Genomic DNA, 13,825 nt, shown 5'->3' with positions numbered 1-13,825 from the left:
GATTTAAGCCCCCTTTCGCTCCATGCCCAGCTTGTCCGCCATTTCCACCTGCCGGGTGGGGAACAGGTGGGCGTAGCGGTATGTGATGTCGATACTCTCATGCCCCACCCGGTCAGCGATTGCCAGGGCCGTAAAGCCCATATCAATCAAGAGGGAGATGTGGGAGTGTCGGAGGTCATGTATTCTGATCCGCTTGACCCCTGCCTCTTTCGCTCCCCTGTCCATCTCCCGGTGGAGGTAGGATTTTCTTACCGTGAAAATGCGGTCTGTCGGCTCCACGGCATACAGACTTTTGATGTAGTCCTGCATTTCGTCACAGAGGAAAGCGGGCATTTGAATGACCCGGTTGCTCTTGGGCGTCTTGGGGTCTGTGATAACATCCTGGCCCTTGATACGCTGGTATGACTTGGAGATTGTGACCGTCTGTTTTTCAAAGTCGAAGTCGGCGGGAGTGAGGGCCAGTAGCTCACCCTCCCGCACTCCGCACCAGTAGAGCATTTCAAAGGCGTAGTAGGATAGCGGCTTATCCATCATGGCCTCCGCAAACTTTAGGTACTCCGCTTTTGTCCAGAACAGCATTTCCCGGTCCTTGGCCTTGCCCATGTTCCCCGCTTGGGCGGCGGGATTGACTTTCAGATTGTAGTGCCTTACGGCATGGTTGAAAATGGCGCTTAACTGATTGTGGAGCGTTTTTAAGTACACGGGAGAATAGGGCTTGCCCTTTTCGTCCCGGTAGTTGAGCATTTCATTCTGCCACGCTATGACTTTCTTGGAGTGAATGTCGCACATCTTCCGCTTGCCGAAGTACGGCACCGACTTCTTATAGAGGATATGTTCTTTCGTCCCCCAGGTGTTTTCCTTGATGCGGCCTTTCATATCCGCCACATAGACCGCCACGAAGTTTTCAAAGGTCATTTCCAGATCGACGGTCTGCTGTTGCAGGAATGTCCGCTCCCACTCCAGCGCCTCCCGCTTGGTGGGAAAGCCCCGTTTCATCTTCTTGACCTTTTTTCCCGTCCAGTCCTCGTAGTAAAAGGACGCATACCATGTACCCTTTGCCTTGTCTTTGTATGCTGGCATTGTGTTCCCTCCTTACTGCCCGTCCCGCAGTCCATAGAATTTTTCCTCGAAGTAGCGCCTGCTCACCCGTCCGGGGATGGTAATAAAACCTTTCTCTTTCAGTTCCTCGTTCATCTCCCGCACCAGTTTGTAGGCGTAGGGCTTGGAGATACCCAGTTCCCTGGCTACTTCCTCCGCTTTTACAAACAGTTCCTTGCTCATGTTCTGCACCTCCTTATTTTCGTTTCGCAAATATGTTAATGCTTGCATTTTCATTATACATTAACAGTAGAGTTAATGTCAATAATTGAATTCGCATTTTTGTTAAAGTTTATCTTGCATATTTCGCTTTTTTGCGCTATACTATTTTCAAAGGCGGTGGGATATTATGACAGTCGGAGACAAGATAAAGAAAATCCGCACCTTTCGAGGCATGACGCAAAAGGAATTAGGGCTTGCTATCGGCTTTGAGGAAAAGGGAGCGGACAACCGTATCGCACAGTACGAAACGAATTACCGTGTCCCCAAGCGGGAGTTGCTGGACAAGATAGCGGAGGCGCTGCGGGTAGACCGCCAGAATTTCTACACCATCGCCCCCGGCTCTGCCGAAGATTTCATGCGGACATTCTTCTGGCTGGACGAGGACAGCCCCGGCTCTATCTGCCTGTTTCCGCTTGTCCGTGTCCCCGGCAAAATCAAAGAGGAAACCGTTGTCCAGTATAACGACAGTTACGACTGGCCCGCACAACCTCCCGTTGGTATTTACTTCAACTATGGGCTTGTAGACGAGTTCATGCACGAATGGCTCTTGCGTCAGCAGGAGTTACACGCCGGGGAAATCACAAGGGACGAATACTTTGAATGGAAACTGAACTGGCCCCGTACCTGTGATGGCGGCAGGGAAAGCCAATACTATATCCCGTGGCGGAAAAATAAATAAGACAAGCAAAAAACCGCCCTGCTGAATTTGTCGTTCAGCAGGGCGGTTTTGCTTGTCCTTTTGGGATTATTCTCTTGGGAGTACCGGGCAGACACGAATAGTATCAATCCAGTATCAAGAGCCTCTTGGACGGGCAAAAAAGCCTGTATTCATGCGGGTTTGAGCCGTTTCAAGCGTCATTCCCACTCGATGGTGGCGGGGGGCTTGGACGTGATGTCGTAACAGATGCGATTGATACCCTTGACCTCATTGACAATTCGGGTGGAGATCTTGTCCAGCACGTCGTAAGGGATTCTGGCCCAGTCGGCGGTCATAAAGTCACTGGTGGTCACGGCGCGGAGCGCCAGGGTGTAGTCGTAGGTCCGGCCGTCTCCCATGACTCCCACAGAGCGGGTATTGGTAAGGACGGCGAAATACTGGTTCAAGTTCTTGTCCTCACCGGCTTTGGCAATCTCGTCCCGGAAGATGAAGTCCGCCTCCCGGAGCATATCGGCTTTCTCTTTGGTAATATCTCCGATGATGCGGATGGCCAGGCCGGGGCCGGGGAAGGGCTGCCGGGACACCAGATATTCCGGCAGACCCAGCTCACGCCCAAGCTGGCGGACCTCGTCCTTAAACAGCAGGCGCAGCGGCTCAATGATCTCCCGAAAGTCCACATAGTCAGGCAGCCCACCCACATTGTGGTGGCTTTTGATGACGGCGGCGTCCCCCGCTCCCGACTCGATGACATCGGGGTAGATAGTACCCTGGGCCAGGAAGTCCACGGCCCCCACCTTTTTGGCCTCCTCCTCAAAAACCCGGATAAACTCCTCGCCGATGATCTTCCGCTTACGCTCCGGCTCGTCCACTCCGGCCAGCTTCAGCAGGAAACGGCTTTCGGCGTCCACCCGGACGAAGTTGATATCCCACTTGGAGAAAGCGGCCTCCACCTCGTCGCCTTCATTCAGGCGCATCAGTCCGTGGTCCACAAAGACACAGGTGAGCTGCTTTCCCACCGCCTCAGCCAGCAGGGCGGCCACCACCGAGGAGTCCACCCCTCCGGACAGGGCCAGCAAAACCTTTCCCTGCCCCACCTTTTCCCGGACGGCGGAGATAGCCGTGTTTTTATAATCCTCCATAGTCCAGTCGCCCTTGGCTCCGCACACCTCGTAGAGGAAATTGCGGATCATCGCCACGCCATTTTCGCTGTGATTCACCTCCGGATGGAACTGAACGCCGTAGAATCCCCGCGTTTCATCGGCGATAGCCACGTTGGGGCAGGCGTCGCTGTGGGCTACCAAGGCGAAGCCCTCTGGCACTTTGGCCATATAATCCCCATGGCTCATCCAGGAAATGCCCTGGGCCGGCAGTCCGTGGAACAGCTTGCAGGCCGTATCGTAGTAGGTCTGGGTCTTGCCGTATTCCCGGGCGGAGTCGTCCTGGGCCTCGATGACCTGTCCACCCAGAGCGTGGGCCATCAGCTGACAGCCATAGCAGATGCCCAGGATGGGCACGCCCCAGGTAAAAATGTCCGGATCCACATGGGGGGAATCATCCAGGTACACAGAGTTGGGACCGCCGGTGAAAATGATGCCGATGGGGTCCATGGCCTTCAGCTCGGCCAAGGGGGTCGTGTACGGCTTTACCTCGCAATACACATTGCATTCACGGACCCGGCGGGCGATGAGTTGGTTATACTGTCCGCCGAAGTCCAGAACGATGACAGTCTGATGGGACATGGAAACATCCTTCCTTGCTTCATAAAATGGAATAATTTACAAAGATTTAACCGTCCCCGCCTTGCTTTTTACCTCCAGCGGCGCTATGATAAACGCAGAACACAAGGAAAGGAGGTCATGCCATGAATGATTTTTACTGGAACAGCCGCTCTGATCTGGAGGATCTGATCTATGAGGACCAGCAGACCGTCGCCAGTGAGCGGTAACACGAACAGATCTGTGCAAGAAGCCACACCGAAGGGTGTGGGTTTTTTGTTTTATGGGATGTATCTCCCGCCCTCTACGCGGAACTGGGCATATGACTCATAATAGTCCTGTTCTTGAAGGGGGCCGTCGGAACTCCTGTGCCAATAGCCGAAGGTGATCCGGTACTGTCCGTCGGGCAGTTTTCCATAGGGCGACAGAAATACCTGTCCCTGAACAGTATCCCCCGGCTCCGCTTCCAGTCCCACCCCGGCAGTGTCGTATTCCTTATGGGGGACCCAGTACCACTGTCCGTCCAGCAGGGCAGTCAGCCCGGCATCGAACAAGAGCTTCCCCTCCCGGTCCACCGAGGCCCCCGACTCCAGCCGCGCATCGCTGAAATTGGAAAAGGTCAGATACAGCTGATACCCGGTGGTTTCCAGGGTCAGTTCCGCGCCAGAATAGGCTTCCATCGTCTCTGCCGGGGTCAGCTCCTCCGCCCGCAGGGACACGGGCCGGGAGGTAAACCAGGCAAAGGCCGCCAGCCCTCCCAGAAGGATAGCCAGCACCCCACAGAAGGATCCCCATTTTTTGACCGCGTTTTTCATCCTTTACGCCTCCCAAATCCTTTCTATTGTATAAGACGGAAATCATAGGGCGGAGTTGCGGACAGATGAAAAAGATTTTGAAAAAGATGAGCGGGGGAGGGAATTTCCCTCCCCCGCGGGGAGCTTAGATCTTGGTGATGTCTATGGGTGTCAGGTCCTCACTGCGGCTCTGCTGCCGGACGGTGAGAAGGGCCCGGGCGGTGTCGATGGCGGTAACACAGCCCACCCCATGCTCCACGGCGGAGCGGCGGATCCGGAATCCGTCAGAGTCGTGCTTCCGGCCCCGCGTCGGGGTGTTGATGACAAGGTCCACAGTCCCGGAGGCAATCATATCCAGGATATTGGGGTGGGCCTGGGATACCCGGTTCACCCGCTTGCACTCAATACCAGCCTCGTTCAGTGCGTCACAGGTCCCAGAGGTGGCATAGAGCTCCACTCCCATGTCCTCAAAGCCCCGGGCAATGGAGATCACCTCGCTCTTGTCCTCATCCTTGACCGTAAGGATGACCCGGCCGCCCTTCTTGGGAGCCCGCATTCCGGAGCCCTTAAACGCTTTGAGCAGCGCCTGGGGGAAGGTCTCGGCCAGTCCCAGCACCTCACCGGTGGACTTCATTTCAGGGCCGAGGCCGGTATCCACGTCGGTGAGCTTTTCAAAGGAAAAGACGGGGGCCTTCACGGCGAAGTAGCTGGCCTCCTTATAGACGCCCGTGCCATAGCCCAGGTCCTTCAGCTTCTGGCCCAGCATGACCTTTGTGGCCAGGTCGATGATAGGCACGCCGGTGACCTTAGAGATATAGGGGATGGTGCGGGAGGAGCGGGGGTTGACCTCAATGACGTAGATGTCGTCGTTATAGAGGATATACTGGGCGTTGATCAGGCCAATGACACCCAGGTGCTGGGCCATGTTCCGGGTGTGCTGGAGGATGAGATCCCGGTGCTTCTGCTCCAGATGAAGGGGGGGATACACGGCGATGGAGTCGCCCGAGTGGACGCCGGCCCGCTCCACGTGTTCCATAATACCGGGAATAAGGATATCCTCCCCGTCGAAAACGCCGTCCACCTCCAGCTCCCGGCCCATCAGGTACTTGTCGATGAGGATGGGGTGCTCCTGAACGGTCATATTAATGATGCGCATGAATTCCTCGATGTTGCGGTCAGAGTAAGCGATCTCCATCCCCTGTCCACCCAGCACATAGGAGGGCCGGACCAGGACAGGATAGCCCAGTTCATGGGCGGCGGCCAAAGCCTCCTCGGTGGTATAGACGGTGCGGCCCTTGGCTCTGGGAATGTTGCACTTCTGCAAGATCTCGTCGAACCGCTCCCGGTCCTCGGCCGCGTCCACGCCGTCGGCGGGGGTGCCCAGGATACGCACTCCCATTTCAGTCAGGGCCTTAGCCAGCTTGATAGCGGTCTGCCCGCCGAACTGAACCACAGCTCCCCAGGGCTTCTCCTGCTCCACAATGTTCTGCACGTCCTCAGCGGTCAGGGGCTCAAAGTAGAGCTTGTCCGCCACGTCGAAGTCGGTGGATACGGTCTCCGGGTTGTTGTTGATAATGATGGTTTCATAGCCCAGGCGCTTGAAGGCCCAAACAGAGTGGACAGAGCAGTAGTCGAACTCGATGCCCTGGCCGATGCGGATGGGGCCGGAGCCCAGCACCAGCACCTTCCTGCGGTCCCCCCCGTTGTCCACGGCCTCGTTCTCCCCGTCATAGGAGGAGTAGTAGTAGGGGGTGGCGGCGTCGAACTCGGCGGCGCAGGTGTCCACCTTCTTAAAGGCCGGAATAATGCCGTACTTCTCCCGCAGGGCCTTGACCTCCGCCTGCTTCATGCCGCAGAGGGTGCCGATATAGCTGTCGGCAAAGCACATCTCCTTGGCCCGCTTCAGCAGGTCGGCGTCAGGAACGCCCTTGCAGGCCTTCAGCTCCTCCTCCATGTCGATGATGCGCTTGAAGCCGTCCAAGAACCAGACATCCATCTTGGTGATGTGATTGATCTTCTGGGGAGAGAAGCCCCGGCGCAGGGCCTCGGCCACCACGAATAGGCGTTCGTCCGTGACCTGGACCAGCATATCCTCGATCTCGTCGGTATACAGTCCTTCCAGCTTGTCCAGCTTCAGGGCACGAACATTCAGCTCCAGGGAGCGGATGGCCTTCATCAGAGCGCCCTCGAAGGAGTTGGCGATAGACATGACCTCGCCCGTGGCCTTCATCTGGGTACCCAGAGTGCGGCTGGCGGTGGTAAACTTGTCAAAGGGCAGGCGGGGAATCTTCAGCACACAGTAGTCAATGGTGGGCTCAAAGCAGGCCATGGTGGTGCCGGTCACCGCGTTGGGGATCTCATCCAGGGTATAGCCCAGAGCCACCTTGGCGGCCACCTTGGCGATGGGGTAGCCTGTGGCCTTAGAGGCCAGGGCGGAGGAACGGGACACACGGGGGTTGACCTCGATGACCGCGTACTCATAGCTGTCCGGATTCAGGGCAAACTGAACATTACATCCCCCCTCGATCTCCAGGGCGGTGATGATGTCCAAGGCGGCGGAGCGGAGCATTTGGAACTCCCGGTTGGCCAGGGTCTGGGTAGGGGCCACCACGATGGAGTCGCCGGTGTGAACTCCCACGGGGTCGATGTTCTCCATGGAGCAGATGGTGATGACGTTGCCGGCGGAGTCCCGCATGACCTCGAACTCGATTTCCTTCCAGCCGGAGATGCACCGCTCGATGAGCACCTCGTTCACCCGGGACAGGGCGATGCCGCGCTCAGAGATCTCCCGCAGGGATGCCTCGTCATAGGCGATGCCGCCGCCGGTTCCGCCCAGGGTATAGGCGGGACGGACGATGACGGGATAGCCGATCTCATTGGTGAAGTCCACCGCATCCTGAACGGTGTTGACCACTTTGGACACCACGCAGGGCTGCCCGATGGACTCCATGCAGTCCTTAAAACCCTGGCGGTCCTCCGCCTTGTGGATAGAGGCAGGGCTGGTACCCAGCAGGCGCACCCCATATTTCGCCAGAGTCCCGTTCTCATGGAGAGCCATAGCCATATTCAGGCCGGTCTGGCCGCCCATGTTAGGCAGCAGGGCATCAGGGCGCTCCTTCTCGATGACCTGGGTGATAGAGGGGATATTCATTGGCTCGATATACACATGGTCGGCGATATCCTTGTCCGTCATGATGGTGGCGGGATTAGAGTTGACCAGCACCACCTCCAGCCCCTCTTCCTTCAGGGCCCGGCAGGCCTGGGTCCCGGCGTAGTCGAACTCGGCGGCCTGACCGATGACGATGGGGCCGGAGCCCAGCACCAGTACCTTCTTTATGTCCGTATATTTCGGCATTACTTGGCACCTCCCATGGATCCAACAAAGCGGTCAAACAGATACTCCACAGCCTTGGGGCCGGTATTGCCCTCGGGGTGGAACTGGGTGGAGAAGCAGTTGGGGCGGGCATATCTCAATCCCTCGCAGCTTCCGTCGTTCACATTCTCCAGGGACACCTGGGCCACCGCCGGGTCCACAGAGTCCCGGACCACGGCATAGCCGTGGTTCTGGCTGGTGATGAATACCCTGCCCAGCTCCAGATCCCGGACAGGCACGTTGCCTCCCCGGTGTCCGTAGGGCAGCTTCTCGGTCCTGGCCCCGGTGGCCAGGGCCAGCAGCTGGTGGCCCAGCCCCAGCCCAAAGAGGGGCAGGGAGCTGTCATACAGCTTCTTCACCTGGGCGATGAGGGCGGTGTTTTCGGCCGGGTCGCCCGGACCGTTGGACAGCAGCACTCCGTCATACCCGCCGGCCAGCACCTCCTCGGCCGGGGTGGAGGCGGGCAGAGCGGTCACCGCGCAGCCCCGGCGGGTCAGGCTGTCCACCACGCCCTGAGTGACGCCGTAGTCCATCACCGCCAGGCGGCATTTCTCCTCTCCCTGGGCGGGGAACACCTGTGGCTGAGTCCGGGTGACTTTGGACACGGCATGTTCCACTTTATAGGCTTTCAGCTTTTCCAGGGCCTCAGCGACATTAAAATGCTCCGCACAGGTGAGCATACCATTCATGCTCCCCTGGTTGCGGAGTATCTTTGTCAGCGCCCGAGTGTCCACACCCTGGATGCCGGAAATATTATGCTGCTTCAAAAAATCATCCAAGGTGTCCTCACAGCGGAAGTTGCTCCCGCGGGGGGACAGATGCCGGACCACCAGAGCCTCCACCCAGGGGCGGCTGGACTCGTTGTCCTCGCTGTTGACACCATAGTTGCCAATGAGGGGATAGGACATGACCACGCCCTGCCCCGCGTAGGATGGGTCGGTCAGGATCTCCTGGTACCCGGCCATGGAGGTGTTAAACACCATCTCACAGATCCGGTCGGAGGTGCTGCCGATGCTGGTGCCGGAAAATACGCTTCCGTTGGCCAGGATCAAAGTCGCTTTCATTGAATTCTCACACGCCTTCCGTTCCAGTTCTATTGTTTGGTTAAATCAAGTTATTTTATCGAAAAATCGTCTGGTTGGCAAGATGTATCTTTCCTTTTTTCAGCAGAATTTTCGGGGGAGCTTTTGGGCAATTTGCAGGATATTTTCCATCCGGCGGGGAAAGACTGAAAGAAAGAGCCGTCCATATCCCGCGGCCCTCCCCAAAGGGCGCGGACATCGATACCGCGAGGTGATCTTTTGTTCACAGGACTGATCCGCACTATCATCCTATACATCTTCATTATTATAGGAATCCGCCTGATGGGCAAGCGCCAGGTTGGGGAGCTGGAGCCCTCCGAGCTGGTCTTGTCCCTCATCATCGCCGACCTGGCTTCCGTCCCTATGCAGGATTACGGCATCCCTCTGCTCACCGGCATCCTCCCCATTTTGGCCCTATTGGCCATGACCATGATCCTGTCCGTCCTCACTATGAAAAGCGTCCGGTTCCGGGCCCTCATGTGCGGCCGACCCAGCATCGTCATCCGGGATGGGCTGGTAGACCAGCGGGAGATGGCCCGAAACCGGCTGACCATAGATGAGCTTTTGGAAGAGCTGCGGGCCAAGGGTTACACCGATCCGGCCACAGTGAAATACGCAATCCTGGAAACCAATGGACAGTTGTCCGTCCTGCCCTATGCCAACCAGAAGCCCCCCACCGCCCAGCAGCTGCAGGTGTCGGCGGAGGAATCGGGCCTGCCCCTGGTGGTAATCAGCGACGGCCGACTGCTGGAGCATAACCTGCGGGCTCTGGGCCGGGACCGGAAGTGGCTGGACCAGCGTCTGGAGGAGCGGGGCTGCTCCGGCCTTGAGGCCGTCTTTCTGCTGCTGGTGAATCAAACGGGCAGCATCTACCTGGCCCGGAAGGATATGAGCGTATAAGGAGGGATCGCCATGAAGCGGCTCTGGATAGCCGTCGCCCTGCTGGCGGCCATGTGCGGGGCAACCCTGGTCAACGCCTACTACTGCCAACAGCTGGCAGACAGCCTGTCCGGCCGGCTGAACCAGGCCCAGACTTTGGTGGAGCGGGAGCAGTGGGACCAGGCGGAGGAGCTGACCCGGCAAGTCTACCAGGACTGGCAGGACAGCCACTTTTATCTCCATGTGGTCATGCGCCACTCGGACACCGATCAGATTTTACGGACCTTTCAATCTGTCCTCCAATATCTGGAGCTCCAGGAGCTGGACCAGTATGCCGCGGCCAACGCCGACCTGGCGGCACAGATCCAGCTGTTGGCCGAGATGGAGCAGGCCAGCCTGGTCAATGTGCTGTGATTTGCTTTCAAAAATTCACAAATATATATAAAATTCACTTTTATATCAATGATTTTATGTTCGATATTTACAGTTTTATGTTAATATGGTAAAATTAAATTATTAAAAATAGTTATCAGCCCTATTATAGAAGAAAAGGGGCAGTGCTGTATGGAGACCCACAAAGCTGGGAGAAAACTTCTTCGCCCGGAGTATTTTCTTATGCTCGTCCAGCTCCTCGTCCTGGCATCGCAGCTCTTCTATTGGCTGTGCGGCGTCCGGCTCCGGCTGTTTAAGCCCGGCTGGGAGGGAGCCGCTGTTGTCATCTTCGTTTCGTACAGCATCCTGTGTGAAATCCTGAGTTACTCCACCATTTTTGTCCGGCGGGAGCATCTGATCACCGTTTCTCCCCCCTGGCGGAGAAACTGGAGGCGCTGGTTTTTCCTGCTGTTCACGCCCCATGTCCTGTACAGCCTCTGGTATGGGCTGTGGATGACCTTCTTCGGCCGCTTTCCTCCGGCTCTTATTCTGTCGGCTTTGATCCTTGTCTTTCTCTATCTCGCCTACCAGCGGCTTTCGGAGCACGCATAAAAACGAGGGACAGCAGCGCTGTCCCTCGTTTCTGCTTGTTCCGGTATCAAAGCCCCTGGGCAATCATGGCCTCCGATATCTTCTTGAACGCGGCGATGTCGTTGCCGGCGATCAGGTCATAGCCCAGCCCATACTCCTGGGCTGCGGCGGCAGAGGCGTCATAGATGCCGCTCATGATCTCTCGCAGCTTATTGTCCACCTCTTCCCGGTCCCAGTTGTACCGTATGGAGTTTTGGGCCATCTCCAGGGCGGACACGGCCACGCCCCCAGAGCCCGAGGCCTTGGCCCCGGCTGTCAAAATCTTGGGACTGAGCCGGAGGAGCTTCAGCGCCTCGGCGGTGGCGGGCATATTGGCCCCCTCTACATAAAAGCCCACGTCGTTGGCCAGGATGCGTACCGCATCCTCCACATCCAGCTCGTTCTGAGTCGCGCAGGGGATGACTATGTCTGTCTTTATCTCCCAGGGCTTTCTGCCTGGGAAAAACTCTACTCCGAACCGCTGGGCATAGGGCGCCACTTTGTCCCGGCCGCTGGCCCGGAGCTCCAGCAGGAAATCCAGCTTCTCCTGGGTACACACACCCTCCGGGTCGTAGATATAGCCGTCCGGGCCGGACAGGGTAACCACCTTAGCACCCAGTTGGGCCGCCTTACGGCAGACGCCCCAGGTCATGTTGCCAAAGCCGGAGGCCGCAATGGTCTTGCCCTCCAGGGTATCCCGCTGATGCTCCAGCATTCTGGCCAGAAAATAGATAGTGCCGGAACCGGCGGCCTCCTGGCGGACCTTACTGCCCCCGTAAGTCAGTCCCTTGCCGGTCAGGGCGCTGCTCTCCGCTTTTCCCATCAGGCGCTTATACTGGCCATAGAGGTAGCCGATCTCCCGGCTGCCCACTCCAATATCCCCGGCGGGCACGTCGGTGTCCGCGCCGATATAGCGGTACAGCGCATTCATGAAGGACTGGCAGAAACGCATGATCTCTCGGTCGCTCTTTCCCCTTGGGTCAAAGTCAGCGCCACCCGCGGCGCCGCCAATGGGCAATCCAGTAAGGGCGTTTTTATAGGTCTGCTCAAAGCCCAGGAATTTCACCACCGAGGAGGTCACCCCCGGATGGAAGCGCAGCCCGCCCTTATAAGGACCGATGGCGCTGCTGAACTGGGCGCGGTAGCCGTGGCTGGTGTGGGCCACACCCCTATCATCCACCCAGGGGACAAGAAAGGTAAACATCCGCTCCGGCTCCACCATCCTGGTGAGCAGGTCCAGCTTCTCATACCTGGGGTCGTCAAGGGCTGGATCGATCATCTCCAGCCAGGTCAAAACACACTGGAGGTACTCGGGCTCGTGGGCGTAGCGCCGCCGCAGCTGGGCGGCCACACGGACAGCATACTCATTCATCGTATTCCTCCTTTACACGATGCCGTAGGCCAGCATGGAGTCGGCCACCTTCAGAAAGCCCGCGATATTGGCCCCCGCCACCAGGTCGCCTGCCATGCCGTACTGGGCGGCGGCATTGGAGGCGTTGCGGTACAGGTCATCCATAATGGTCTTAAGCCGCTGGTCCACCTCCTCAAAGGTCCAAGAGAAGCGCATGGAGTTTTGGCTCATCTCTAGGGCGGACACGGCCACGCCGCCGGCGTTGGCCGCCTTAGCGGGGGCGAACAGCAGGCCGGAGCCCTGGATAACCTCCACCGCCTCAGGCGTACAGGGCATATTGGCCCCCTCCGCCACGGCGAAGCAGCCGTTGGCCACCAGTGCCTTGGCCGCCTCCCCGTTGAGCTCATTTTGGGTGGCGCAGGGCAGGGCAATGTGACAGGGGATCTGCCAAATGTTGGAGCAGCCCTCCTGATAGCGCGCGGAAGGCCGGCGCTGAACATACTCTCGGATCCGGGTGTGCTCCACCTCCTTGAGCTGCTTGACCAAGTCCAGGTCGATGCCCTCCGGATCATAAATATAGCCGTTGGAGTCGGACATGGCCACCACCTTGGCTCCCATCTGGTGGGCCTTTTTGCAGGCGTAGATAGCCACGTTGCCTGAACCGGAGATGACCACGGTGGACCCGTCAAAGGACCGCCCCGCCTCCCGCAGCATATTGTCGGCAAAATAGCACAGTCCATAGCCGGTGGCCTCCTTGCGGGCCAAGGAGCCGCCATAGGTCAACCCCTTGCCAGTAAGAACTCCGGTAAACTCATTGCGCAGCTTCTTATACTGTCCGAAGAGATAGCCGATCTCCCTGGCCCCTACACCGATATCTCCAGCCGGAACATCGGTGTCCGGCCCGATGTATTTGAACAGCTCATTCATGAAGGACTGGCAAAACCGCATGATCTCCAGGTCCGACTTGCCTTTTGGGTCAAAGTTGGCGCCGCCCTTGCCGCCACCGATGGGCAGTCCGGTCAGACTGTTTTTGAAGGTCTGTTCAAAGCCCAGGAACTTGATGATGCTCTCATTGACTGAGGGGTGGAACCGCAGCCCGCCCTTATAGGGGCCGATGGCACTGTTGAACTGGATGCGGTAACCCCGGTTTACATGGATTTTCCCCTGTTCATCCTCCCAGGGCACCCGGAAGGAGATGGTACGCTCCGGCTCCACCAGGCAGTCCATCACACCCTGGGAAATCAGCTCCGGCCGGGCGTTTACCACAGGTGCCAGGGAGGAGAGCACCTCCCGCACCGCCTGGTGAAACTCTGGCTGGGCCGGGTTATTGCTTACCACCCGCTCCATCAGACCATTCAAATACTCATTTCGGATGCCCATATCGTTACCTCCTAAAAATTTTTTGCAGAGCTCCGCTCCTCATGTCCCCCTTCTCTGCTCTTTGGCGCTTTAGTGTGATACCGTTATAGCACTTCTCTGTTTTGCAAGTCAATGATTGTTTTCTTGCATTTTTAATCTTTGTAGGATCATTCACATTTCATATGCATCTCTCAATATTTTTCGTTTATTTTTTAACTAACTTGAAAATTATCCTGCAAGATGGTTCCTTTTTAACAGAATCCCTTCATTTTTTATGTCCCAAAATTTTCAT

12 protein-coding genes are annotated in these 13,825 nt (G+C 57.4%); 4 read left to right on the top strand and 8 right to left on the bottom strand.

Annotation, left to right across the window (positions count from 1 at the left end):
• Positions 1–3: 3 nt before the first annotated feature.
• Together WKS99_RS05945 and WKS99_RS05940 are read right to left on the bottom strand one after the other, a co-directional pair.
• Entirely contained in the window at positions 4–1,080 is a 1,077-nt protein-coding gene (locus WKS99_RS05945) for a site-specific integrase (protein WP_340405522.1), read from the bottom strand.
• A 12-nt stretch (positions 1,081–1,092) separates the two neighbouring features.
• Positions 1,093–1,281 (bottom strand): DNA-binding protein, encoded by a 189-nt coding sequence (locus WKS99_RS05940; RefSeq protein ID WP_288860173.1) that lies wholly within the window; start codon positions 1,279–1,281, stop codon positions 1,093–1,095.
• Positions 1,282–1,447: 166 nt separating this feature from the next.
• Between WKS99_RS05940 and WKS99_RS05935 the strand changes: the two genes are divergently transcribed.
• On the top strand, positions 1,448–1,999 hold the full coding sequence (locus WKS99_RS05935) for a helix-turn-helix domain-containing protein (protein WP_288860174.1): 552 nt from the start codon (positions 1,448–1,450) through the stop codon (positions 1,997–1,999).
• Positions 2,000–2,175: 176 nt separating this feature from the next.
• Here WKS99_RS05935 and guaA read toward each other — a convergent pair whose 3' ends face one another.
• The 4 genes from guaA to WKS99_RS05915 form a co-directional block, all read right to left on the bottom strand.
• Positions 2,176–3,717 (bottom strand): glutamine-hydrolyzing GMP synthase, encoded by a 1,542-nt coding sequence (gene guaA, locus WKS99_RS05930; RefSeq protein WP_340405521.1) that lies wholly within the window; start codon positions 3,715–3,717, stop codon positions 2,176–2,178.
• A gap of 257 nt (positions 3,718–3,974) precedes the next feature.
• Positions 3,975–4,508 carry a hypothetical protein gene (locus tag WKS99_RS05925; RefSeq protein ID WP_262668862.1) on the bottom strand — a complete coding sequence of 178 codons (534 nt, stop codon included), beginning with the start codon at positions 4,506–4,508 and terminating at the stop codon, positions 3,975–3,977.
• A 124-nt stretch (positions 4,509–4,632) separates the two neighbouring features.
• Positions 4,633–7,842 carry a carbamoyl-phosphate synthase large subunit gene (carB, locus tag WKS99_RS05920; RefSeq protein ID WP_340405520.1) on the bottom strand — a complete coding sequence of 1,070 codons (3,210 nt, stop codon included), beginning with the start codon at positions 7,840–7,842 and terminating at the stop codon, positions 4,633–4,635.
• Positions 7,842–8,924, bottom strand: a complete 1,083-nt coding sequence (locus WKS99_RS05915; protein ID WP_147571425.1) for a carbamoyl phosphate synthase small subunit — start codon at positions 8,922–8,924, stop codon at positions 7,842–7,844. The genes carB and WKS99_RS05915 overlap by 1 nt, the downstream gene beginning before the upstream one ends.
• 237 nt (positions 8,925–9,161) lie before the next feature.
• On the opposite strand from WKS99_RS05915, the gene WKS99_RS05910 reads away from it, so the two are divergent.
• The 3 genes from WKS99_RS05910 to WKS99_RS05900 all read left to right on the top strand — a co-directional run bounded on the left by WKS99_RS05910 (position 9,162) and on the right by WKS99_RS05900 (position 10,805).
• Positions 9,162–9,842 (top strand): DUF421 domain-containing protein, encoded by a 681-nt coding sequence (locus tag WKS99_RS05910; RefSeq protein ID WP_340405519.1) that lies wholly within the window; start codon positions 9,162–9,164, stop codon positions 9,840–9,842.
• 12 nt (positions 9,843–9,854) lie between these two features.
• A complete protein-coding gene (locus WKS99_RS05905; RefSeq protein ID WP_147571427.1) occupies positions 9,855–10,235 on the top strand; it encodes a DUF4363 family protein in 381 nt (126 codons plus the stop codon).
• 201 nt (positions 10,236–10,436) lie between these two features.
• On the top strand, positions 10,437–10,805 hold the full coding sequence (locus WKS99_RS05900; RefSeq protein ID WP_340405518.1) for a hypothetical protein: 369 nt from the start codon (positions 10,437–10,439) through the stop codon (positions 10,803–10,805).
• A 46-nt stretch (positions 10,806–10,851) separates the two neighbouring features.
• Here the strand turns inward: WKS99_RS05900 and gdhA (WKS99_RS05895) are convergent, their stop codons facing one another.
• Together gdhA (WKS99_RS05895) and gdhA (WKS99_RS05890) are read right to left on the bottom strand one after the other, a co-directional pair.
• Positions 10,852–12,195 carry an NADP-specific glutamate dehydrogenase gene (gdhA, locus tag WKS99_RS05895; RefSeq protein ID WP_186851963.1) on the bottom strand — a complete coding sequence of 448 codons (1,344 nt, stop codon included), beginning with the start codon at positions 12,193–12,195 and terminating at the stop codon, positions 10,852–10,854.
• 12 nt (positions 12,196–12,207) lie between these two features.
• Positions 12,208–13,554 (bottom strand): NADP-specific glutamate dehydrogenase, encoded by a 1,347-nt coding sequence (gdhA, locus tag WKS99_RS05890; protein ID WP_340405517.1) that lies wholly within the window; start codon positions 13,552–13,554, stop codon positions 12,208–12,210.
• Positions 13,555–13,825: the final 271 nt, after the last annotated feature.

This window comes from Flintibacter sp. HCN-6482, assembly GCF_037892565.1.
Lineage (GTDB): Bacteria > Bacillota > Clostridia > Oscillospirales > Oscillospiraceae > Lawsonibacter > Lawsonibacter aceti.
The sequence above is the reverse complement of the archived record's forward strand: the minus strand, read 5'-3'. Positions and strand labels throughout refer to the sequence as shown.

Coding starts and splice junctions, on each gene's coding strand:
- WKS99_RS05945 (WP_340405522.1), bottom strand. CDS start 1,080: ATGCCAGCATACAAAGACAAGGCAAAGGGTACATGGTATGCGTCCTTT.
- gdhA (WP_340405517.1), bottom strand. CDS start 13,554: ATGGGCATCCGAAATGAGTATTTGAATGGTCTGATGGAGCGGGTGGTA.
- WKS99_RS05905 (WP_147571427.1), top strand. CDS start 9,855: ATGAAGCGGCTCTGGATAGCCGTCGCCCTGCTGGCGGCCATGTGCGGG.
- guaA (WP_340405521.1), bottom strand. CDS start 3,717: ATGTCCCATCAGACTGTCATCGTTCTGGACTTCGGCGGACAGTATAAC.
- WKS99_RS05915 (WP_147571425.1), bottom strand. CDS start 8,924: ATGAAAGCGACTTTGATCCTGGCCAACGGAAGCGTATTTTCCGGCACC.
- carB (WP_340405520.1), bottom strand. CDS start 7,842: ATGCCGAAATATACGGACATAAAGAAGGTACTGGTGCTGGGCTCCGGC.
- WKS99_RS05935 (WP_288860174.1), top strand. CDS start 1,448: ATGACAGTCGGAGACAAGATAAAGAAAATCCGCACCTTTCGAGGCATG.
- gdhA (WP_186851963.1), bottom strand. CDS start 12,195: ATGAATGAGTATGCTGTCCGTGTGGCCGCCCAGCTGCGGCGGCGCTAC.
- WKS99_RS05940 (WP_288860173.1), bottom strand. CDS start 1,281: ATGAGCAAGGAACTGTTTGTAAAAGCGGAGGAAGTAGCCAGGGAACTG.
- WKS99_RS05925 (WP_262668862.1), bottom strand. CDS start 4,508: ATGAAAAACGCGGTCAAAAAATGGGGATCCTTCTGTGGGGTGCTGGCT.
- WKS99_RS05900 (WP_340405518.1), top strand. CDS start 10,437: ATGCTCGTCCAGCTCCTCGTCCTGGCATCGCAGCTCTTCTATTGGCTG.